Annotated in this window: 26 protein-coding genes; 9 read left to right on the top strand and 17 right to left on the bottom strand. The window is 38.4% G+C overall.

The annotated features are described in order from the left end of the window. Positions 1-144: 144 nt before the first annotated feature. The 5 genes from ACQKEZ_RS05215 to cdaS all read right to left on the bottom strand — a co-directional run bounded on the left by ACQKEZ_RS05215 (position 145) and on the right by cdaS (position 6,035). A complete protein-coding gene (locus tag ACQKEZ_RS05215) occupies positions 145-2,061 on the bottom strand; it encodes a VWA domain-containing protein (RefSeq protein WP_427299214.1) in 1,917 nt (638 codons plus the stop codon). 11 nt (positions 2,062-2,072) lie between these two features. After that, entirely contained in the window at positions 2,073-2,951 is an 879-nt protein-coding gene (locus ACQKEZ_RS05210; protein WP_427299213.1) for an AAA family ATPase, read from the bottom strand. A 91-nt stretch (positions 2,952-3,042) separates the two neighbouring features. Continuing rightward, on the bottom strand, positions 3,043-3,627 hold the full coding sequence (locus tag ACQKEZ_RS05205; protein ID WP_427299212.1) for a superoxide dismutase family protein: 585 nt from the start codon (positions 3,625-3,627) through the stop codon (positions 3,043-3,045). A 73-nt stretch (positions 3,628-3,700) separates the two neighbouring features. Then, a complete protein-coding gene (locus tag ACQKEZ_RS05200; RefSeq protein ID WP_427299211.1) occupies positions 3,701-5,008 on the bottom strand; it encodes a LysM peptidoglycan-binding domain-containing protein in 1,308 nt (435 codons plus the stop codon). A 391-nt stretch (positions 5,009-5,399) separates the two neighbouring features. Beyond that, complete coding sequence (gene cdaS, locus ACQKEZ_RS05195) at positions 5,400-6,035, bottom strand: sporulation-specific diadenylate cyclase CdaS (protein ID WP_427299210.1); 636 nt, start codon at positions 6,033-6,035, stop codon at positions 5,400-5,402. Between the two features lie 77 nt (positions 6,036-6,112). On the opposite strand from cdaS, the gene ACQKEZ_RS05190 reads away from it, so the two are divergent. From ACQKEZ_RS05190 to ACQKEZ_RS05180, 3 genes are all read left to right on the top strand, one after another. After that, entirely contained in the window at positions 6,113-6,238 is a 126-nt protein-coding gene (locus tag ACQKEZ_RS05190) for a hypothetical protein (RefSeq protein WP_427299209.1), read from the top strand. A gap of 59 nt (positions 6,239-6,297) precedes the next feature. Beyond that, positions 6,298-7,665, top strand: a complete 1,368-nt coding sequence (locus ACQKEZ_RS05185) for an MATE family efflux transporter (protein ID WP_427299336.1) — start codon at positions 6,298-6,300, stop codon at positions 7,663-7,665. 187 nt (positions 7,666-7,852) lie between these two features. Next, on the top strand, positions 7,853-8,377 hold the full coding sequence (locus ACQKEZ_RS05180; protein ID WP_427299208.1) for a CbrC family protein: 525 nt from the start codon (positions 7,853-7,855) through the stop codon (positions 8,375-8,377). A 52-nt stretch (positions 8,378-8,429) separates the two neighbouring features. Here ACQKEZ_RS05180 and bshB2 read toward each other — a convergent pair whose 3' ends face one another. The 4 genes from bshB2 to rarD all read right to left on the bottom strand — a co-directional run bounded on the left by bshB2 (position 8,430) and on the right by rarD (position 10,724). Further along, on the bottom strand, positions 8,430-9,095 hold the full coding sequence (gene bshB2, locus ACQKEZ_RS05175; RefSeq protein ID WP_427299207.1) for a bacillithiol biosynthesis deacetylase BshB2: 666 nt from the start codon (positions 9,093-9,095) through the stop codon (positions 8,430-8,432). 15 nt (positions 9,096-9,110) lie between these two features. Then, entirely contained in the window at positions 9,111-9,461 is a 351-nt protein-coding gene (locus ACQKEZ_RS05170) for a YojF family protein (RefSeq protein ID WP_427299206.1), read from the bottom strand. Further along, positions 9,458-9,739 (bottom strand): hypothetical protein, encoded by a 282-nt coding sequence (locus ACQKEZ_RS05165; RefSeq protein WP_427299205.1) that lies wholly within the window; start codon positions 9,737-9,739, stop codon positions 9,458-9,460. Before ACQKEZ_RS05165 ends, ACQKEZ_RS05170 begins: the two co-directional genes overlap by 4 nt. Positions 9,740-9,818: 79 nt before the next feature. Continuing rightward, positions 9,819-10,724, bottom strand: a complete 906-nt coding sequence (rarD, locus tag ACQKEZ_RS05160; RefSeq protein ID WP_427299204.1) for an EamA family transporter RarD — start codon at positions 10,722-10,724, stop codon at positions 9,819-9,821. 95 nt (positions 10,725-10,819) lie between these two features. Between rarD and ACQKEZ_RS05155 the strand changes: the two genes are divergently transcribed. Further along, positions 10,820-11,293, top strand: coding sequence for an Hsp20/alpha crystallin family protein (locus ACQKEZ_RS05155; RefSeq protein WP_427299203.1), 474 nt, complete (start codon positions 10,820-10,822; stop codon positions 11,291-11,293). 27 nt (positions 11,294-11,320) lie between these two features. On the opposite strand, the gene ACQKEZ_RS05150 is transcribed toward ACQKEZ_RS05155, so the two are convergent. After that, positions 11,321-11,542 carry a hypothetical protein gene (locus ACQKEZ_RS05150; protein ID WP_427299202.1) on the bottom strand — a complete coding sequence of 74 codons (222 nt, stop codon included), beginning with the start codon at positions 11,540-11,542 and terminating at the stop codon, positions 11,321-11,323. A 78-nt stretch (positions 11,543-11,620) separates the two neighbouring features. Beyond that, positions 11,621-11,953: a winged helix-turn-helix transcriptional regulator gene (locus ACQKEZ_RS05145; protein WP_427299201.1), complete on the bottom strand. Its 333-nt coding sequence runs from the start codon at positions 11,951-11,953 to the stop codon at positions 11,621-11,623. 140 nt (positions 11,954-12,093) lie between these two features. Here ACQKEZ_RS05145 and ACQKEZ_RS05140 point away from each other — a divergent pair, with 140 nt between their 5' ends. The 3 genes from ACQKEZ_RS05140 to ACQKEZ_RS05130 all read left to right on the top strand — a co-directional run bounded on the left by ACQKEZ_RS05140 (position 12,094) and on the right by ACQKEZ_RS05130 (position 14,672). Beyond that, complete coding sequence (locus ACQKEZ_RS05140) at positions 12,094-12,711, top strand: nitroreductase family protein (RefSeq protein ID WP_427299200.1); 618 nt, start codon at positions 12,094-12,096, stop codon at positions 12,709-12,711. 270 nt (positions 12,712-12,981) lie between these two features. After that, on the top strand, positions 12,982-13,185 hold the full coding sequence (locus ACQKEZ_RS05135; RefSeq protein WP_427299199.1) for a DUF3311 domain-containing protein: 204 nt from the start codon (positions 12,982-12,984) through the stop codon (positions 13,183-13,185). After that, complete coding sequence (locus ACQKEZ_RS05130) at positions 13,185-14,672, top strand: sodium:solute symporter family protein (protein WP_427299198.1); 1,488 nt, start codon at positions 13,185-13,187, stop codon at positions 14,670-14,672. Before ACQKEZ_RS05135 ends, ACQKEZ_RS05130 begins: the two co-directional genes overlap by 1 nt. Before the next feature lie 41 nt (positions 14,673-14,713). Here ACQKEZ_RS05130 and ACQKEZ_RS05125 read toward each other — a convergent pair whose 3' ends face one another. Then, positions 14,714-16,099 carry a S41 family peptidase gene (locus ACQKEZ_RS05125; RefSeq protein ID WP_427299197.1) on the bottom strand — a complete coding sequence of 462 codons (1,386 nt, stop codon included), beginning with the start codon at positions 16,097-16,099 and terminating at the stop codon, positions 14,714-14,716. Between the two features lie 147 nt (positions 16,100-16,246). Between ACQKEZ_RS05125 and ACQKEZ_RS05120 the strand changes: the two genes are divergently transcribed. Together ACQKEZ_RS05120 and ACQKEZ_RS05115 are read left to right on the top strand one after the other, a co-directional pair. Then, positions 16,247-16,948, top strand: a complete 702-nt coding sequence (locus ACQKEZ_RS05120; protein WP_427299196.1) for a class I SAM-dependent methyltransferase — start codon at positions 16,247-16,249, stop codon at positions 16,946-16,948. A 92-nt stretch (positions 16,949-17,040) separates the two neighbouring features. Beyond that, positions 17,041-17,304, top strand: a complete 264-nt coding sequence (locus tag ACQKEZ_RS05115; RefSeq protein ID WP_427299195.1) for a hypothetical protein — start codon at positions 17,041-17,043, stop codon at positions 17,302-17,304. 43 nt (positions 17,305-17,347) lie between these two features. On the opposite strand, the gene ACQKEZ_RS05110 is transcribed toward ACQKEZ_RS05115, so the two are convergent. The 5 genes from ACQKEZ_RS05110 to ACQKEZ_RS05090 form a co-directional block, all read right to left on the bottom strand. Continuing rightward, complete coding sequence (locus ACQKEZ_RS05110; RefSeq protein WP_427299194.1) at positions 17,348-18,187, bottom strand: M15 family metallopeptidase; 840 nt, start codon at positions 18,185-18,187, stop codon at positions 17,348-17,350. Between the two features lie 68 nt (positions 18,188-18,255). Continuing rightward, positions 18,256-18,951, bottom strand: a complete 696-nt coding sequence (gene deoD, locus ACQKEZ_RS05105; protein WP_427299193.1) for a purine-nucleoside phosphorylase — start codon at positions 18,949-18,951, stop codon at positions 18,256-18,258. A gap of 127 nt (positions 18,952-19,078) precedes the next feature. Then, the gene (locus tag ACQKEZ_RS05100) at positions 19,079-19,396 is read right to left on the bottom strand and encodes a YodL domain-containing protein (RefSeq protein WP_427299192.1); all 318 of its coding nucleotides are present in this window, start codon (positions 19,394-19,396) and stop codon (positions 19,079-19,081) included. Positions 19,397-19,449: 53 nt separating this feature from the next. Beyond that, entirely contained in the window at positions 19,450-20,058 is a 609-nt protein-coding gene (locus ACQKEZ_RS05095; protein ID WP_427299191.1) for a phosphatase PAP2 family protein, read from the bottom strand. A 55-nt stretch (positions 20,059-20,113) separates the two neighbouring features. Then, complete coding sequence (locus ACQKEZ_RS05090) at positions 20,114-20,284, bottom strand: YozD family protein (protein WP_427299190.1); 171 nt, start codon at positions 20,282-20,284, stop codon at positions 20,114-20,116. Positions 20,285-20,443: the final 159 nt, after the last annotated feature.

Here is a 20,443-nt window from a genome sequence, read left to right as displayed (position 1 = left end):
TATGTAATAAAACGCTTCCAATCATATTCTACCACTGTTTTTGAATACTTTCTACATTCTTGGCTTAATTAAAGCTAAAAAATTGCAATAAAAACAAAAAATTTAAATCATTCCGAAAAATAATTTTAAAAAAGGGGCAAAACCTTATGCCCCTATGCTTTTATGCAGAAGTTTCTTTAAAAGTGGATACAAAATATCCGGCAAAGTATCAACATTCGGTACAAAAATGCTATATTTCCCGTACATATCCTGAATGGTTTTCATTTGCGCTTCTTCTATTGGAGAATTAGACAAGAAAACATTGATGACTTCTATTCCTCTTTTTCTTGCCTCAAGCACTGCCTCATGTGTGTCAACAATTCCATTTTGTTCATAGCTGAATGCTGCAGGCTCTCCGTCTGAAAACACAATGAGAAACTTCTGTTCTTCTCTGCGCTTTTGAATCATTTTTGTCATGTGGCGAATGGCATAACCATCACGGTTATCTTCTTCAGGTTCTAATGACATAATCGAAGGACCAGCATCGTACAAAGAATCCCTAAAGGATACAACGGTTTTAAAGTAATTCGGCTGGCTTGTTTCCATCGCATCATTTGTGTCTTCCCAAAAACCAACAATTTGGTGTGGTACTTGAACCGACTTTAAGGCTTCATGAAACAGCACAATCCCTTTTTTAGTCTCATCCATTTTATCGAACATACTTGCAGAACAATCGACTAACAAAGTGAAAACTGCATCAATTTCAGTAGATGGCGCTTGTTTTTTATAAAAGAGCCGTGGATTAGATTCAGTAAAATATCGCAAAAGTTTTTTACTCAATCGTCCTGCATGAAGATCTGTTTTTGGCCATGTTTTTTTATGTTCGAGCGTCTTTTGAATCATTTGCTTTAACCGTTTTTGGTAGGGTTCAATCTCTTTCGCATGCTGCATATAGATGTCGATCTGTTCAGAAGTAGGTGGATCAGGCGTAATCATGATAGGATAAGCAAATTTATTTTCTTTTCCATATTCAGAGGTATCACCTGAAGCTTCATCACCTTTTGCCTCTTCTAGGGCTTCAAGCTTTGAATAATCCTTTCGTTGCGTTTGTCTTGCAGAGCCTTGAACAGCACCAAGTGCTTGGTCACCATCATCCCCTTCGCGTGCTGCATCTTTTCCAAGATCACTTTTTCCACCATGCTCTAAATCAAATTGCAGAAAACTCTTTGATGGCGCCTCGGTTTCCCGATGCCACACTTCCATATATTCGTTGTGAATGTCTTCGTCTCCGTCCTTTTTTCGATCGACTTTGAGATCGTCACTTAACGTCGGTTTTCTTTTTAAATCTTGGAATAGTGGTTCAGTCGCCGCCTTCTCGTAATCTAATTCAGGGAAAAAGAAGTACGTATTCAACATGTCTTTTTCAAGCAGCTCGTCAAGGCCCTCTGTTATTCGCTTCACGATTGTCGCAATATCAGCTGTTGATCTAGCTTCATATACTTGCTCAAGACTTGCTTCAATGAAAGGCAACATCGGATTTATCCGTTCGTTTAATCTTGGTATTTGTTCGAGTGGCGAGTCTGCTGTCAATTTCACATAGATTGCACAAAATAGTGCATCGGTTAAAATACTTCGTTCCTGATTGATGGTTAATTGTGTTTTAAAGTGACGTCTATACATCTCTCTTCTGTTTTTGAATACTTTCTTAGTTCCAAGACGATCACGTTTAATGCACTCTTCTATACGAATATCCTCAAATAGCATGAACAGTTGTTTGCACATAAGAGGGATGGTCAGTTTATGGGCATAGTTGATCATCTCCTGAAATACTGTGAGGTCACTATGTACAGTTCCGACAGCACGTAAGAATACATCACTCTTTAATCCTGCTGTCATATCCTCTTGCTTTCGATCATCCCAGAAGTGACTGATATAGATCTTCTTTTCAAAAGGATCGTAGTAAGATTGAACGCCATATTCAAGCTCAACATCATCACTTTTTGCTAGCGTTTTTGCTAAATCGGTTAGTTCCATAAATAAAAATGAATCGATTCTGCTGTCGTTAAATTTAATAAATTTCAAGTGTCAGAACCTCACTCAAATAATGTTTCTGCAATATTTCTTACCGCTGCTTTTTCCCTGTCATCTTCGAGTTTTTCAACAATTCCACGTTCAATTGCTCGAAGGGGTGGGATGTATGTAGCCAAGTCACATGTATCTAAAAGTGCACGAATCGAAGCGGCTTCTTCACTAACCTGTCCATTGTGGGCTTGTGTAATTAAATCAGCTGAAAGCTGAACAAATTGATCAATCAAACGATGGTCGCCTAGTACAGACTGTGTTTGTAATACTTGCTTTAACATGTCCCCACCAATGTAAGGTACGTCTATAATGACAAAACGGTTTTTAAGTGCCTCATTTAATGGTACTGTGCCGACATAGCCTTCATTTATCGCTGCAATAACGCCAAATCCTTCTTTTGATTTAACGACTTCACCGGTAAATGGGTTTGTCATCATTTTTCGATAATCTAATACGCCATTTAAAATTGGAAGTGTCTCTGGTTTTGCCATATTGATTTCATCAATATATAAAAAGTGACCTTTTTTCATCGCTTTTGTTACAGGGCCTTCAATAAACTCAATGGAAGCCACCTTGCCATCATTGTGAATCGTTTTATAGCCGATTAAGCTTTCAGCATCAAGATCAACTGAACAGTTGACACTGTGCATCGGCTGTTGGAAAAATGCTGATAAAGTTTCTGCAAGTTTTGTTTTACCTGAACCTGTTGGCCCTTTTAACAAAACATTTTTCCCTAGTGCAAGGGCAATGACAGCATCATTTATAATAGAAGAATCTTGTGCTTCATATCCACTGGCACCAATTAAAGGACGAAACTCATCTTCAATATCCTTCGCTTTTTTTGCAATTAATGTTTGAATATCTTGCGGGAGTGATTGTTGGTTAAACATTTGTCGTTAATTCCTCTCTTCGATCATTTTCCTCAACAAGTATACTAAAAAAACCTTTATGCACTCAATACATAAAGGTTCTGATGAATGATTATTTTACCATTTCTTTTGTCAGCGCCCCGCAAACAATACGTTTTCCTGAGTTTCCAGATGGGTTACTCAAATAATCATCTGCATCCGCATGAATGATAAAGGAGCTACCGTCTTGATCTAGAAGTGCGTTCGGACCTTCCTTTAAATTTGCATCTGGTACATTCACCACAACATCAACTTTGCCATCGGCTCCAACCTCTAAATTGGGCATGTCACCTGCATGATGACCTTTTGGGTTATCAAAGCCATGTTCACGTTGAGTTGGATTAAAATGTGAACCTGCTGTTTCAAAATCTGGTTTTTGACATAAGCCGACTTCATGAATATGAAAGCCATGTGTACCCGGAGGCAAATCAAATGCTTTCACATGAAGATCAAGTCCTCCTTGTTTTGACTGACGAATTTCTATAAACCCCACTTCTTTACCATTTGTCTGAATGAGTGTTGTTTTCGCAAGTGGCGTTTCAAGAGCTGCCGCTTCTTTAGACTCCTCATTCAATTGATGTTCTTTTTTAGGCGGTGCATTACATGAAGTTGACACCAAAGTCAAACAAATGATGGAAATCCATATAGGAAGTTTCATTTTAAAGCCCCCTTTTTTCATCAGTATGGACAAACTGGAAAGGAGGCAAACAAAAAAGCCGAAATCGGCTTTTTTAAAAGAATCGTTTCGCACCTAGATAAGCATTCTTCCAATAGGAATTACTCAAATTAGAGATGCCTACTCCACTATCACTTGCATGAAGGAAGTTTCCTCCGCCTAAGTATAATCCCATATGAGATGGTCCAGCTTTATACGTTGTAAAGTAGACAAAGTCTCCAACTTCTGGTGTGCTAACGGGTTTCATCATATTCCAATATCCAGCTGTACTTAATCTTGATACAGAAGATACTTTGTTAATGAGATAGTATACGAAACCGCTACAGTCGAATCCTGCCGGTGTATTTCCACCCCATCTGTAAGGAACACCCGACAATTTCTTTCCTTCTTGAATCATCATCGTAATTTTTGCATTGATAGGTGCTGTGGATTGACCACTGTTTGATGATTGACCCTTTGAAGGATTTGTTGTTGCACCATTTGAACCACTTGAAGAAGTCAATGCGCCATTAATTTTCAGGACTTGTCCAATTCTAAGGACATCACTTTTCAAATTGTTTGTTGTGCGAATTGATTGTACTTGAACACGATATTGGTTAGCAATTTTCCATAATGAATCACCAGACTTGACTGTATGCGTCGCTGCTTTACTAGTAGATGATTGATTGCTTTGAGTTTTTGAAGGGCCCGCTGGTGTCTTAGACTGATTAGAGTTTGAAGATGAGCTAGCTTTGACCTTCAACACCTGGTTCGGATACAAAGTATCAGATTTTAATTGGTTCAATGTTTTCAATTCTGCGATTGTCATATTTAAGTTATTCGCTATTTTCCAAAGTGAATCACCTAATTTCACCTTGTATGTACTAGTAGATGTTGTCGAACTGTTTGGCTTTGAGCTAGAGCTCGAATTTGACGATTGATTACCTGAAATTTTCGTACTTCCAGATACCTTTAATTTCTGTCCTGGGCGAATTAAATCACTGTTTAAACTGTTTAAGCTTTTCAATGTGGCAATTGACATTTTGTGATTTTTAGCAATTAACCATAACGAGTCACCAAGTTTCACTGTATAAGTAGATGTTGTAGACTTAGCACTTGATTGCGTTGTTTTTGAACTAGTTGAATTGTTTGATTTTGTGCTTTTTGTAGCAGGAATTTTTAAGCTCTGTCCTGCAAAGATCATGGACGTCTTTAATTGGTTAACTGACTGAAGTTCAGCAATACTTGTATCATACTTCTGAGCAATTTTCCAAAGGGAGTCCCCGCTTTTCACCTTAATCGTCTGTGCTTCTGCCGGTGCTGCCATTACTGCTGAGCTAGCGATTGCAGAAACTGTGAGGCCGGTTATTACTTTCTTTTTCATGAATGAATCTCCGCCTTTCTATTCTAATCATCACAAAACTTATGTATTGGTTTAAAGTTTAGCATTTAATAATCCTGCTTCTCTTGCACTAATTTATCTCTCTATTTCTATTATATTACTCGATATCAAGACTTTGAGGCAATATGAAATAGGCTAAAAAGCAAACTCAAAATGCTAAAAGAAAGCCATATCGTTTCTATCGGCTGTCTGCTTTATTTATGAACTCTTTTTAATGATTTTTTAAATTGATTGTCGAAATCATCACTTTCCTAGTTTCATAGTTCTATTCTACATGACAAAATTTGCTGGATCAAATGACTTTTTACTTTATTGGCTGTTTTTTCTGTACTAAAAAACATTCCCCTTCAAAAGGGCGAATGCTTTTTTGATGTTAATGAGTGTGTGTTGTTTGGTTTGTTTCTTTTACAGTTAATGGGTAAAGCACTCCTTCTTTTGCGAACGACATTTTCCCTGTTTCTTCAGATACGACAAGTACAAGGGCATCTGTAAGTCCTGTTAGTCCAAGAGCAGCTCTGTGCCTTGTTCCAAGTGAAGAGTTCACTTTTTTAGTCGTGAGTGGCAAAACGTTCGCTGCTGACACAAGGATGTTTTCCTTTACAAGAATTGCTCCATCATGCAGAGGATTTCCTGGATAAAAAATACTTTCTATCAGTGATGAGCTCATTTCAGCATATAGGTTTGTTCCTTGTTGTATCAGGTCTTCCACTTGGTCATGTCGCTGAATCACAATGAGAGCACCATGTTTTTGCTTTGATAAGTTCTCAATTGCTTGTGAAAATTCCGTAAATCCAGGCGTAAATTCATTCATGTAAGATTGTAAATAAAAAGAGGATGCTTCTGCGTGCATTTCGTTGAACATGTCATTTAGTGCTTCTAGCTCACATAACAGGCAATGATCAGTTCGATAAAGTGATTCGATGACTTTATTTGAATCGATGATCATTTGTTGAAGGTATTTTTTAATATTTGATTTAAATGTTTCTTCATGATTGATGGGCTTAGACATTTCGTTTTAGCTCCTTTTACTTATCGTCATAAAATAGGGAAATTTGAACACTCTATCTGTAAGGAGGTGACCCTCACATGACGATTCAAAAAGTCATTCAATATACGTGCAGTATTTTAGGTGTTGTCAGTCTTTCTTTTATTTATGCCCAAATGTTTAAAAAAACGAAGCCCACAAAAAAAAATAATTCGTCGGAGAATTGATTTTTTTACATATAGTGTTATAATTCCTCTCGTTATTCCTTATGAAAGAGGGACTTATGATGAGAGAAACAAATACAATCCAAGCAAAAATCAAACAATTCCTGACGATTCTCATTCCCATTTTTGTTACACAAGCAGGTCTTTCTCTTATTACCTTCCTTGATACTGTGATGTCTGGAAAAGTAAGTGCAGAAGACCTCGCTGGTGTGGCAATAGGATCAAGTATATGGACACCTGTTTATACAGGCCTCGCCGGTATTTTAATGGCCTTAACACCGATTGTCTCCCAGCTGATGGGAGCTGGTAAAAAGCGTGACGTTCCACACTCTGTCTTTCAGGCGATTTATTTATCTATTCTGCTTAGTGTGGTCGTAATTGGCATCGGGATCATTTCACTTCCTTTTATTTTAGGTGGACTTGGACTTGATCAAGCAGTGGAAGACATTGCTCAACACTTTTTAAGCTTTCTCGCCATTGGCATCCTTCCACTCTTTTGTTATTCTGTCATGCGCTCTTTTATTGATTCACTCGGAAAGACGCGTGTCACCATGCTCATTACGCTTACATCACTTCCTATTAATTTTGCATTGAACTATTTATTCATTTTTGGGAATTTCGGTTTTCCAAAGCTAGGAGGAGCCGGTGCGGGTCTTGCATCTGCTTTAACCTATTGGGCGATTTGTTTTATTAGTATCTTCATTGTGATAAAAGCGGAGCCTTTTGCATCATTTCAATTATTTCATCGACTTCCGCGTTTATCCTTTTCTGAAATGAGACATGTGTTAACAATTGGTTTGCCAATTGGATTTGCCATTTTCTTCGAAACGAGTATTTTTGCCGCTGTTACGCTTTTAATGGGTCACTTTAATACAGTGACAATAGCGAGTCATCAGGCTGCCATGAACTTTGCATCAATCTTATATATTTTGCCGCTTAGTACTTCGATGGCTCTGACGATTGTTGTTGGCTTTGAAGTTGGGGCAAAACGCTTTAAAGACGCACAAAGCTACAGCTATATCGGAATGACGACAGCGATCTTATTTTCATTATTTACAGCGGCACTGATATTATTGTTTAGACCTGAGATTGCAGGACTTTATACGAAGGAAGCAGCCGTTTTCAAAATGACGCAACACTTTTTGATCTATGCGATTTTCTTCCAACTTTCAGATGCAATTGCTGCCCCAATACAGGGTGCTCTGCGTGGCTATAAGGATGTGAATTACACACTAATTGCAGCATTTGTTTCTTATTGGGTAATCGGTCTACCAGTCGGCTACCTGATCGGAACGTATACAGCCCTCGGAGCATTTGGCTACTGGGTCGGGCTCATTGCAGGACTTGCCGCTGGTGCGATTGCACTCTTTATCAGGCTTCGTCTTATTGAAAAACGATTCTCGATTTCAAACACACATGCAACTGACTGATAAATGAATTGCCTGGCATATGGCCAAGGGCTTTTTTTCTTTATTTCAAATATCATTTGATATCTCTATCTAGCATTTCTTCTCATTACGAGACATAAAATTCTACCATCTTTTATACGAGGTTGATTTGAAAAAAATGATTAAAATAAGATATGAAATATTGAGTAAGTAAATAGGATGAATAGAGTTGAGTTTACCTGTTTTCAAATATAACCCAGATCCCATTGCTCTTAATGTATTGAAAAAAGAAAAGACGAACTGTCCCGTATGTCAACAAGAGCGCGAATATACGTATCATGGACCGTTCTACTCAATAGAAGATGTCGAAGGGCTGTGCCCTTGGTGTATTGCAGATGGGTCAGCAGCTAAAAAGTATAATGGTGAGTTTCAGGATGCGGCTTCTTGTGATCAAGTCGATCATGATGAATCGATGAATGAATTGATCTATAGAACACCTGGTTATATTGGCTGGCAACAAGAGCATTGGCTCAGTCATTGTGGCGATTTTTGTGCAATTGTTCAGTACGTTGGCTGGCAGGAAATCAGTCATTTAGAAGAAGAGCTGACAGAAGATATTTCTAACATTTGTCATGATTACAATATGAGCAAACATGACTTGCAACACTGGCTTAAAAACAATGGAGATTTTCAGGGGTATCTTTTCAAATGTGTACACTGTGGAAAACACCGTTTATATGTGGATGCTAGTTAAAGTAACAGAAAGAAAAACAGCAACCGAAAATATTTCAGTTGCTGTTTTTGATTCAATCATTCCATTTATATGTCCAAAAAATTTCTTCATCCAACAAATTTCGGATAACAGGTTCTTTGTTTTTGAGTTTTTCTTCTAGCTCTCTTAGCAAGCCCTCAGTTTGTGTTCTGTGTGCTCTGAGTGCATTTAATTTGATATCTGCCACATCTGTTATATTAATGACAATATCAGGTTTGCCAAGAACCTCTTCTCTATTTCTAGTAATCGCCATACAATATGTCACAGGACGATCTTCCTTCTTTTTACGATAAAGAGCCCTAATGACCGCCTCGCCTGTTGCGTCATGGTCGGGGTGCACACCATGTTCTGGATAAAACGTAACAATCAGTGTTGGTTTCACTTCATCAATGATCTTTTCCATGATATCTGCCAAATATTCGTCGTCCTCAAATTCCAAGGTTTTATCTCTAAGTCCAAGCATTCGTAAATCTGTAATGTCCATTACTTTACAAGCATTTAATAACTCTTGCTTTCTTAATTCAGGAAGAGTTTCTCGATTGGCATACGTTGGACTTCCCATATTTCGTCCCATTTCACCTAGTGTGCCGCATGCATAAGTGACAGGAATGTCTCGTTTTCTACTATGTGCGATTAGCCCTGCTACCCCAAATGATTCATCATCAGGGTGAGGAAGCATCACAAGTACATGTTCTTTCATTTCTCGTCACCCTTTCTAAACTGTAAATGGTGTTTCGCTAATTTGTAATGAAATGGCCAGTTTTCCATCCGGTAAATGTCCTGCCATTAACAGTCGCCCCTTCTCGTCCACTACGTAATCAGTAAGCCCTTCAGCGTATACCCAACCATCTTCTATTTTCAGCCCGATACGATATGGACCATTTCCTTTAATTTTAGCCTGTGAATAGACCACATTGGCATTACGGATATACGCAACGACGGTCATATTTTGTTCATTCATATGAGCTGAATATGAGCCAGTTGTTGTTTCAAGGTGCACATAAACAGGACGGTTTAACAATGACTCAAGATGCACTTGGACATCTTCTGTTTGAATGGGTTTCATTTTTGATCCCTTCCTTCTCTTTGTGTTAATTCCCTGAGCCGTTCAGTATGTAAGCTGATCAGCTTTAGTTTGTGATCAGGATCAATTGGGCCCTGTAAAATTCTTTCTATCGACAGCACATACTTTTCATGCAATGATTTCCTTGCACGAGGATGTGTACGAACATCCCCTAAATCCTCACATATGGCAAGAAGCAAGGACGACATGTCTACAATATTCAGTTGCCGATTCTTCCATAATGAAAGATATGACGATACTAATTCGTTAGCTTGTGTCATGCTTGTCACCTCAAAAGGATTTGTTAAAGTCTAATTATACACAAACTCATCTCAAAAAAAAGCAAACTGCTTTCTCATTTTAGTGAGAATTTGATGTTTTTTTGAAACGGATTTGCGAACTAGTAAATAATATGATTGCTACCCAAATACATATAAATGTCAATGCCTTAGCAGCCGAGAAATGTTCATGATACACAAACAAACCTAAAAATAAAGTGATCGTTGGCGCAATATATTGAAGTATCCCCACCTGATAAAGTGGAATTTTTTTCGCACCTTCAGCAAATAGAAGCAGTGGCACTGCTGTTAAGATACCTGCCAAAAATAAAAGGCCCAGTGATCCAAAACTACTTGGATTCATTGTCACAACTGGTTCCTTTAAAAAGAATAGCAAATATACGAGAGCAGCCGGGGTCAATAGCAAGGTTTCAATCGTCAAACCAATCGCACTTGTTAAGGTCATTCTTTTTTTAATTAGTCCATAAAAACCGAAACTAAAAGCAAGTAAAAGCGCAATTATCGGGAACGAACCGTATTGAACTGCTGAGATGATGACTCCACCTGTTGCAATGATAATGGCGATGGTTTGAAGTTTATTCAGCCGTTCCTTTAAAAAGATGATACCAAGTAAAACAGAAATAAGAGGGTTAATATAATAGCCTAAGCTCGCTTCTAGCATTAATTGATGATTGACTGCCCATATGTAAACATACCAGTTGACAGAGATCAGAATCGCAGACAGGAGCAATGAAAAAAATGCTTTCCCATCTTTCATAAGACCTTTCATGGTTTGTATTGCTGGACGGAATTGTTTCATAAAAAAGAGCATGCCACACATAAAAATAAAAGACCATAAAATTCTGTGCGCTAAAATTTCGCCTGACGAAATATGTTCCATGAGCTTCCAATATAATGGGAAAAGACCCCATAATATAAAAGATGCCGCTGTGTAAAGCACACCTTTAGTTTGTTGATCGTTGTTCAAAATAACCATTCCTTTCTAAACCTATCGTATATTATAGCACGCACTTATGAGATTGGGCATATACTAATTCAGGGCATTTAGAAAGGATGATCTACATGTTTGATTGGAACCGTTTATTCCCTTTTCAAAAGCAATTCTCAAAGGAAGCCTTGAAAAATTCAGATCCAAAAGATGTAGAGCAGTATGTAAACCAAGTGATGGAAAGTGTGTTCGGCTCCAATTACCCTGCTCAATTCCCCTTTAAAGATCCGCTTTATAAAGACAGGCAACAAGCCGCCAATGAACAGGAAAAAAAACATGAACCACTCGTCGAAGTATTTGAAACAACTGATCATGTTTTTGTGAAAATAGAGTTGGATCGTCAAAAAACAGATAAAGTAAAAATTAAACATACAGCTAATCTCTTATTTATTGATCACTTTCCTGAAGAGGACTCACAAAAGAAAATCGTGCTACCTGCTGCTGTTAAACGCAAAGGAACGAAGGCTTCATATCAGGATAATATTCTTGAGATTATGTTTTTAAAACACGATGACCCCGGAGTGTCAGAAATTGATATCCAACTATAAAAGCCTGCTTTAGGAGCAGGCTTTTTCTTAATAATAGGGCGGGTATCCGCCTCCATATGGTGGTGGACCTGGCGGTGGCGGTGGTGGATAATATGGGCGAGGGTAGTTAAATATCGCACTTCCTAAAAAGCCGCCAAGCAATCCACCGACTAAAGGAGCTCCAAAACCAAAAAACAGAGGGACTCTGGATTCAAATGGCGGAATGCCCGGAGCGCCGCCACGATAGTCATACGGAGTATGAGGGTACATGCTTTTTCTCCTCCTTTTGTCGTGTGCCTAACATCAGCATATTCATTAGGAGAAAAAAACGATTGGGCAAACCTAAAACTAGGCTTGCTCCTTTTCATATTGCGTCACTGCGTATTCATTTGCCCAAACTGATACTTCTTGAAAAACGTCGTTTAAAGCGCTTCCTTTTTCAGTTAAAGAATAAATCACTTTTACTGGCGTTTCAGGTAATACGTTTCGTTTGATGATGCCTTCTTGTTCTAATTCTTTTAAGCGTTCAGCTAGCATTTTTTGACTGATGGATGGAATGATGTCGGTCAAGTCCTTAAAACGCTTCGGACCATCAAGCAACACATGAATAATGTGGCCGTTCCACCTTTTACCGAGCAGTAAAAATGCCTGATGAATTTTTGGACACAATGCAAATTCCATAATTTTCAGCCTTTCTTTTATAGAATGTTTGACAAACTACATTTATACAACTTAAAATATGTTTTAGTTACAATAAGTAAGTGTCTCACTTTTTTATTTATTGTATCATACTATTAGTGTAAACGGGAGGAAATATCCATATGTCGACCAATCAAAGAACGATTGAAATTTTAAAAGAAAGAGCGTCAGTAAAGGAATACGATACATCACACGAAATGACAAAAGAAGAATTGACGGAGCTTCTAGAGGTTACTACACAAGCACCTTCTGCCTGGAACCTTCAACACTGGCATTTCACTGTATTCCACAGTGCTGAATCAAAAGCAAAACTTCTTCCGATTGCTTATAATCAGAAGCAAGTTTCTCAAGCTTCCGCAGTAATTGCTGTGCTAGGTGATCTAGAAGCAAATAAAAGTGGTGAAAAGATTTACAGCGAACTTGCTGAACAAGGATTTATCACAAGTGATATTAAAGAAACGCTGATGACGCAAATTAACGGTGCTTATCAAAGTGAACAATATGCACGTGATGCGGCATTCTCAAACGCTTCATTAGCAGCGATGCAACTGATGATCGCTGCAAAAGCAATGGGATATGACACATGTGCAATGGGTGGATTTAGCAAGGATGCTTACATCAAAGAATTCAATGTAAGTGATCGCTATGAACCTGTGATGCTCATTTCTATTGGCAAGCCAGCAAAAGAAGCACATAAAAGCAGCCGTTTTGAAATTGAAAAAGTATCAGATTTCCTATAGGAAATTGTTGAAGTCCCAGCCTAAAAACTTGGGCTTTTTTGTTTTTTTTAAATATTACTTTTACACCCCACTTTCATGACCTTCCCCTACAAACGATTGTTTTTTCTGCCTACAAACACCCATTTTCAACCAAATACATTTCATTTTAGAATGAAAGCGTTATATTAATATGATATTTACGCAAATGATTATTTTTTCTGAAAATAGTCTTGTGATCTAATCTGACACCTGCTATTATTATGAAATTACAAAATTTTCTGGAGGAGAAAGATGAATAAAAAGTTGATCATCACGATACTTATCCTAATTCCATTTATTGGACAGCTTGTGCTGCTTCCATTTGTGAATCGTATTCAGCCATTTGTACTTGGGCTGCCATTTTTCCACTTTTGGCTTTTGCTATGGATTGTGCTCACTCCTTTTTGTACATTTGCCATTTATCGAATTCAAAAATCAAGTGGAGGAATTGACTGATGCAAGGAAATTTAACGGCATTACTTATTACTTCTTTTATTATTTTAATCGTCGTGGTCATCGGCTTTGTTGCTGGGCGCGATAAGTCATCAAGACAAACGGTTGAAGAATGGTCTGTGGGCGGAAGGAAATTTGGAGGACTGCTCGTTTGGTTCCTTGTTGGTGCCGATCTGTATACTGCTTATACATTTTTAGGTTTAACTAGTACTGCCTTTACAGCTGGAAGTGTTGCTTTTTTTGCCATTCCGTACTCAGTTCTCGCCTATTTTATTGCGTACTTCTTTTTGCCAAAGCTTTGGACGGTTGCGAAAAACCACAAACTAACAACACTTGCTGATTATGCACGTGAACGGTTTGATAGCAAACTTCTTTCTAGTTTAATTGCCGTTATTGGCGTACTTATGCTGATTCCATACATTTGTTTACAGCTTAGCGGTATTCAAGATACGCTGACTGTTGCTGGGACGAGCTACATTAATGTCAATGCAGTTGTCATCATTTCTTTTATCCTTGTTGCACTATATACATTTTTTAGTGGCATTAAAGGTCCTACATATACAGCCATCATTAAGGATATTTTGGTGTGGGTCATCATGCTCTTTATGGTCGTTTCTTTACCGATGATTCATTTTAACGGCTGGACACCGATGATGAATACTTTAGTGAAGGAAGCACCTCACCTTCTCACTATTCCTGAAAGTGGCCCTAAAGGGATCTGGTGGTTCATAACGGCATCAGGCGTATCAGCACTTGCGCTCTTCATGTGGGCCCATGCAGCTACAGGCGTTTTCACTGCTAAAAGTGCAGATGCTATTAGAAAAAACAGTATGTTTTTACCGCTTTACAATATCGTCTTAATTCTTGTTATTTTCCTTGGTTTCATTGCCTTTTTAGTTTTACCTGAAGGAACAAATCCGAGGTTTGCTCTGCTTCATTTAATTCAAACGTCTTATGGTGGCGTGATGCAAGGTCTTGCTTATTCAACAATTGCATTAGCTTCACTGATTCCTTGTTCAATTATGGCCATCGGGGCTTCCAACTTGTTTGCCAACAACTTATATCGAGACTTGATCAATCCAAAGGTCTCGCCTAAGCGTTTAACGCTCATCACACGTTCGATGGTTTTTGTAGTCATCGGTCTAGCTCTCTTATTTGGTATGCTGTTCCCAACTGCTCTTGTGACGTTACAGTTGATAGGCGTATCTGGTATGGTACAAATTTTCCCAGCTATTGCAATCAGTCTTTTTTGGAAAAAACAATCAAGAGAAGCGACAATCGCTGGTCTCATCGTTGGTGTAGCAGTCACATTTACAGCAAATATCACACAAGTCACCTTCGGATTATACGAGGGATTTTTAGGACTACTTGCCAATGTTGTTGTCATTTTCTTTTTAAATCCGATCTTCCAACGGAACTTGACATCAAATGCAGTGATGGAGGATTTATTTGTAAAACAAAACGAGACGAAGATGGCAAAAGAAGCTTAATAATCAAAAACAGCAGCCCTCTTTTATGAGGACTGCTGTTTTTAATTCAATTCTTTTTTCAATACATCAATTGCTTTTTTCAATTGCGTATCGTTGTTTTTCAGTTTTTTCTGGATGTTTGTCATGAGTACAGAAGTCGTGTCTCCAGTTAAGATACCATCTTTTTTAAGATCGTGCTTCGCTTGGAAACTCTCAATTGTTTGCTTAAAGGATTGATCAAATTGACCATTTGCAGTCAAGTCATAACCAAGTGCTTTAAACATTTTTTGTGCTGCTTTCACTTCATCCCCACTATCATTTAATTGATAGACCTTCTTCGAGTCGAGATATGGTAGTTTCGCATAGCTTGGTAAGGATACCTTCACTTGTGGCTCAATTCCTTTTTTGTGAATCCATGTACCATTCGGTGTTAGCCATTTGGCTATGGTGAGCTTCACACTTGAACCGTCATTGTAGTTCTGCGCGTTTTGCACAGTACCCTTTCCGAATGTCTTTTCACCAACGATTTGAATATCAGATGATTGATTTAACGCAGCCGCCATGATTTCTGCTGCACTTGCTGAGCCATCATTTACAATAACAACAGTCGGCTTTTTCACCTTCCGTTCATTTTCAGCTTTGTATACGTCTCGTTTGCCTTTTTCCTCAACCTGCATAATGACCTTTCCTTTATCGATAAAGTCATTACTCATTTTGATGGCTTCGTCCATCACGCCACCTGGATTATCCCTTAGGTCAATTACGTAGCCTTTAGCCCCTTGGTCCTCCATTTTTCGGATGGCTTCATCCAGTTCTTTAGACGTTGTTTCAGCGAACGACGTAATCTGAATTTCAGCAATTTTGTCTTTTGTCAGCTTTGTATATACCGTTTCAAGTGGAATCGTGTCTCGAGTGATGGTTACATCTACATTACCTACGCCATCTCTACTCAAGTGTAACTTCACGTCCGTTCCTTTTTTACCACGGATCAGGGATACGGCTTTGTTGACTGACATTCCCTTTGTACTTTTACCATCAACTTCTAAAATGCGGTCATGCGCTTTTAGTCCGGCTTTTTCAGCAGGAGAGCCTTTAATTGGTGCGACAATGAATATTTGTCCATCCTTTTCCTCTACCTGCGCTCCAATTCCTTCAAATGATGAAGAAATGGTGTTGTTAAAGCCCTCGGCTTCCTCCTGATCCATATATGTAGAATAAGGATCATCAAGCGAAGCGATCATGCCTTGAATGGCACCATCTACAAGCTTGTCATCATCAGTTTTTTCATAATACTCATTCTTCACCTTAGAATACGCAGCCATGAGTTTACCGAATGTTTCATTGCCACTGACATTGACATTTCCTTGCTTTGTGATCACAAATGTAATCGCAGAAGAAAGTGCCGCTGTCACTAAGATGAGCAATATGAGCTTCATTTGTTTTTTCAAAAAAACACCACCTTTTTCTCCTTTCATTATTATCAAGGACGATTGCTCATCCGTCAACCAAAGTGTAAAACTTCTACTTGAAAAGATAAGCCATTTGACCTTATTTTGCATATATTTAAAGAAGGAGACAATAAAGAAAGAAGGGATATGATGAGTGATTACGTAAATATGCTCGCTTATTTCGGCGTATCTAGTGCACATCCTGGCGGGTTTGAATTGACAAAAACATTGATTGAACATGCGAAGCTTTCCCCGAAGCAACGTATACTTGATGTTGGCTGCGGAACAGGTCAAACAGCAGCTTATTTAGGCAATCTAGGCTTTCAAGTAGAGGCGATTGATGTTCATCCACTGATGGTTGAAAAAGCAAATCACCGATTTCAACTTGAAGATCTCCCACTGAAAGCGATTGAATCCTCAATTGAAAAAACACACTTCAAAAACGACACGTTTTCTACTATTATCAGTGAATCGGTTTTAAGTTTTACAAACATCCCCCGCGCTCTTGCTGAAATGAAACGATTGCTTTCACCAGGTGGAAAATTATTAGCTAACGAGGCGGTAGTAAAGGCACCCCTTTCATTAAAAGAGATGGAAACGATCAAACAATTCTATGGATTCAGTGGCATTTATTCCACTTGCGAATGGGAGGATATGTTGAAGGATTCTGGTTTTAAAGATGTGCAAATTCTTTCTTTTGATGAGCATATGGTACAGGAGGAGCCAACAGAGATGGATTTGTCATTACACATTCCTCCATCATTATATAATACTCTCCAAACACACTATGATTTCATACAAACGCATCGTCAGCACCTTAGTCACTTTCTATTTGAATGTACGGTCTAAAATCAGCGAAACCCCTGCATGTTTTGTCCAAACTCTATCTTTTATCTCGCATAGAATAAGAGTGAAAAGAGTTTGTCAAAAGGAGGCAGAACATGGAGCGCTATTACAAACTGTGTAATCAGCACATGGGAAAAGTTGCGAGAATTACTGATCGCAACGGCAAGGTTCATGTCGGCCGTATTGAACGGGTTTCAAGTCGTAAGGTGTATATCCGCCCAGTTGGTACGAATCGTTCAGGTTTTGGAATGGGTTATTATGGCGGTTATTACGGTGGCTATTATGGCTGGGGAGCTGCATATGGTATCGGCCTTGGTTTTATCACAGGCTTTGCCCTAGCTGGACTGTTCTTTTTTTAATGAAAGAAGGCCTCCCATATGGCTGGGAGGCTTTTTTGTACGCTTATACTTTTTTTACTTTATTCAAAAATTCTTCAAACGTTAGATCGTTGTCATGCATGGCTTTTGCTGCTTTTTTTCCGACATAGCGCAAGTGCCAAGGCTCGTATTCATACTTCGTAATCTCTTCTTTTCCTTTTGGATAACGGATGATAAAGCCGAACTTATAAGCATTTTTAGCAACCCACTTACCATCTTCTGTTTCCCCAAACTTCTCAGATATTTCATAACCTGCACTTTTTGAGGAAATGTCCATCGCAAGCCCTGTTTGATGCTCACTCTCACCCGGCAAGGCAACAGCCTCTTGCGCCTTTTTTTCACCTTTAAGTTTGACTTCGCTATCAAAGATGACCTTTTGACGATCATAAGAGCGGTAGCCTGATACAGCCGCTAGTTCGAAGTTTTCTTTTTTGGCTTGCTGAAACAATTTGGCAAGCGCTTCTGCTGCTTCTTTGCGGATGTAGCGTTTTTCAATATCCTCAGAAAATGAGAAATCCACTTTCGGTACAACGAGATCAGAAGGTTTATAGTCACCTGGTAATGCATATTCTTTATTTACTAGTGCAAGAACATTTTCAGGGTTTTGAATGGTTTTAAGTCCATTTACAACCTTAATGTCATTGAAATATTCACTCTTTAACGTCAACTCTTGTTCTGGTAAATCTGTCGTATTGTTTGAATGATCAGCTTTCGATTCATTAGGTTGACTGGGTGTGGTGTTCTGTTCATTTGATTGGCTTTTGTCTGTTGTATCGCTTTTTTGATCCAACCATTGACAACCTGATAGTGCTGCTGTCAAACCAAGAATCGATGCGATTGAGAGTACTTTGTAGCTTTTCTTCATGACATACCTTCCTTTTACTCTACTAAAAAAAATAAAGGGTGCTACGAAGTAGCATACCCTTTATACTATTACAAAACAGAATCTAGTGCAATTAAGATCATTTCATCAAATGTTGTTTGACGCTCTTCAGCTGTTGTCTCTTCGCCTGTTAATACGTGATCACTGACAGTTAAAATAGAAAGTGCTTTTCTTCCATATTTCGCCGCAAGTGTGTATAGTGCAGTCGTTTCCATTTCAATCGCAAGAATACCGTATTGATCCATTAATTCAAGTGGCTTTTCATTGTAGAATTGATCTGCAGTAAATACATTTCCGACCCTTACTGCCACATCTTTTTCTGAAGCTGTATCATATGCTTTTTTCAAAAGATCGAAGTCTGCACAAGGTGCATAATCAATTGGTCCGAATGCCACACGGTTCATTTGTGAATCTGTTGAAGAGGTCATTGCTAAAATAACGTCACGCACATTCACATCTTTTTTGATAGCGCCACAAGAACCAACGCGGATTAAATTCTGCACGTCATAGCTTTGAATCAATTCATTGACGTAAATTGAAATTGATGGCACGCCCATTCCTGTTCCTTGAACAGATACGCGCTTGCCTTTATATGTACCGGTAAAACCATACATGCCACGCACTTCATTATAGCACTCAACATTTTCTAAATATGTATCTGCAATATATTTTGCACGAAGCGGATCTCCCGGAAGTAATACCGTTTCTGCAATTTGTCCTTTTTCTGCTCCAATATGTACACTCATTTTTTACCCTCCACTTACTTAAACATGTAATTCGTCCTATTTTATTATAAACGATACAGAACAAAAAAGAAAACGAGCAGAAAGATAGCCAGCTATGATTGGGAAAGCTGGCATTGTTTGTCCACTTTTAATTCATCATGACAAGCTGCTTATTCCGTTTCCACCCTGTCGGAAATAGCTGATAATAGCATTTTCCTTTTTTTCTATCATCAATCACGACAATATCTCCTGTTGTCATAAATCGAGCATTGTAATCTTTAGGGACTGTATCATTTACATTAAACGTCGAGAATGCTTTTTCCAATACATCAATATGGGTCCTTCCGCCAATCTTCGTACGATAAACAGGCTGATGACCCCGATTGTCACCATAACTTGGCGTTTGATAAATCGTTAGATGATAAGCCGACGGTTTTTTCTGAAAAAATCTGAACGTAAATTGCATCCAAATCCCTCCCTTTTTATTAAAATTGGCTGGGATCTGTGATTTTCCTTTCTCTATTTTTGTCGAATGGCTGGGATTTTTTCGTCAATCTTTTTAAAAAGTAAAAATAGGCATAAGCCAATTGAAAAACCGCCAATGACATCCGTTAAATAATGTACACCGATGTACATACGGCTCATACCAATAAATGAAATAAACACCGTCGTAACCATCACGACCCATTTTTTTCTCTTCTTTAAACTAGGAATCGTTTGAATCAGTAAATAGGCCATAAATGGATAGATCGTTGCTGCATTCATCGAATGTCCACTTGGAAAGCTGTAATAAGTTTCTTGAACCAAGTGGTCGAACGATGGTCTAGCTCTTTCAAAAAAACCTTTTAATTCATGATTGACCGTCTTCTCAACGAGATATAATAACAACAATAAAATAATAGAGTGATATCGCTTATAGACAAATAGTAGCACACTAAAAATGAGCATGATTGGGACAAGTAATACGCTCACACCAAAATCTGTGAGGATCAGCATGACATGATTTAGAAATGGCATTCTGATCTGTTCAAATCCGAGTATAATCAGGTTGTCCATATGTTGAAAAACAGAGGATTCCACTAATATACTCACACCTGCAAATAAACATAAAAGCAAAACAGCATACACGTCGAAGCTTCCCCTCCTTCAACCACCTGTGGCTTTTTCTTTCAAAGTATAGTGCTTACAACGCCTCTTCTTCAACTATCATGCTTTTCTTCAACAAGTATTCGAATGTGATATCCGCAAGCTCCAGTGTTTCAAGTTCTGACGGTATGTACCCTCTTTTGATCAGCTCCAAATAAAAGAATTCTGCGATTTCTTCTGTGTCAATCACTAAATCTGCCTCTTTCATTGTGCCCGCCTCCTTTTTTATGATGTATGAACGCCACTTGTTATTTATTACAGTTTGTCATATTGGCAATTTCCATACATATAAATGCTGTAAACAAAAAGAAAAGGGGCTTGATGAATATGAAATGGCTAAACATGTTAGACGGTGACACATTCGATC

The organism is Bacillus sp. NPDC077027 (genome assembly GCF_050269555.1).
Classification (GTDB): domain Bacteria; phylum Bacillota; class Bacilli; order Bacillales; family Bacillaceae; genus Bacillus.
Note: the sequence above shows the minus strand (reverse complement) of the source record. Positions and strands in the feature narration are given on the sequence as shown.

Bases quoted from the DNA above. Each gene is read 5' to 3' on its own strand.
- ACQKEZ_RS05210 (WP_427299213.1), bottom strand. From the start codon at position 2,951: ATGTTTAACCAACAATCACTCCCGCAAGATATTCAAACATTAATTGCA.
- ACQKEZ_RS05205 (WP_427299212.1), bottom strand. From the start codon at position 3,627: ATGAAACTTCCTATATGGATTTCCATCATTTGTTTGACTTTGGTGTCA.
- ACQKEZ_RS05200 (WP_427299211.1), bottom strand. From the start codon at position 5,008: ATGAAAAAGAAAGTAATAACCGGCCTCACAGTTTCTGCAATCGCTAGC.
- cdaS (WP_427299210.1), bottom strand. From the start codon at position 6,035: ATGTCTAAGCCCATCAATCATGAAGAAACATTTAAATCAAATATTAAA.
- ACQKEZ_RS05190 (WP_427299209.1), top strand. From the start codon at position 6,113: ATGACGATTCAAAAAGTCATTCAATATACGTGCAGTATTTTAGGTGTT.
- ACQKEZ_RS05185 (WP_427299336.1), top strand. From the start codon at position 6,298: ATGAGAGAAACAAATACAATCCAAGCAAAAATCAAACAATTCCTGACG.
- bshB2 (WP_427299207.1), bottom strand. From the start codon at position 9,095: ATGAAAGAACATGTACTTGTGATGCTTCCTCACCCTGATGATGAATCA.
- ACQKEZ_RS05170 (WP_427299206.1), bottom strand. From the start codon at position 9,461: ATGAAACCCATTCAAACAGAAGATGTCCAAGTGCATCTTGAGTCATTG.
- ACQKEZ_RS05165 (WP_427299205.1), bottom strand. From the start codon at position 9,739: ATGACACAAGCTAACGAATTAGTATCGTCATATCTTTCATTATGGAAG.
- ACQKEZ_RS05155 (WP_427299203.1), top strand. From the start codon at position 10,820: ATGTTTGATTGGAACCGTTTATTCCCTTTTCAAAAGCAATTCTCAAAG.
- ACQKEZ_RS05150 (WP_427299202.1), bottom strand. From the start codon at position 11,542: ATGTACCCTCATACTCCGTATGACTATCGTGGCGGCGCTCCGGGCATT.
- ACQKEZ_RS05145 (WP_427299201.1), bottom strand. From the start codon at position 11,953: ATGGAATTTGCATTGTGTCCAAAAATTCATCAGGCATTTTTACTGCTC.
- ACQKEZ_RS05140 (WP_427299200.1), top strand. From the start codon at position 12,094: ATGTCGACCAATCAAAGAACGATTGAAATTTTAAAAGAAAGAGCGTCA.
- ACQKEZ_RS05135 (WP_427299199.1), top strand. From the start codon at position 12,982: ATGAATAAAAAGTTGATCATCACGATACTTATCCTAATTCCATTTATT.
- ACQKEZ_RS05130 (WP_427299198.1), top strand. From the start codon at position 13,185: ATGCAAGGAAATTTAACGGCATTACTTATTACTTCTTTTATTATTTTA.
- ACQKEZ_RS05120 (WP_427299196.1), top strand. From the start codon at position 16,247: ATGATGAGTGATTACGTAAATATGCTCGCTTATTTCGGCGTATCTAGT.
- ACQKEZ_RS05115 (WP_427299195.1), top strand. From the start codon at position 17,041: ATGGAGCGCTATTACAAACTGTGTAATCAGCACATGGGAAAAGTTGCG.
- ACQKEZ_RS05110 (WP_427299194.1), bottom strand. From the start codon at position 18,187: ATGAAGAAAAGCTACAAAGTACTCTCAATCGCATCGATTCTTGGTTTG.
- deoD (WP_427299193.1), bottom strand. From the start codon at position 18,951: ATGAGTGTACATATTGGAGCAGAAAAAGGACAAATTGCAGAAACGGTA.
- ACQKEZ_RS05100 (WP_427299192.1), bottom strand. From the start codon at position 19,396: ATGCAATTTACGTTCAGATTTTTTCAGAAAAAACCGTCGGCTTATCAT.
- ACQKEZ_RS05090 (WP_427299190.1), bottom strand. From the start codon at position 20,284: ATGAAAGAGGCAGATTTAGTGATTGACACAGAAGAAATCGCAGAATTC.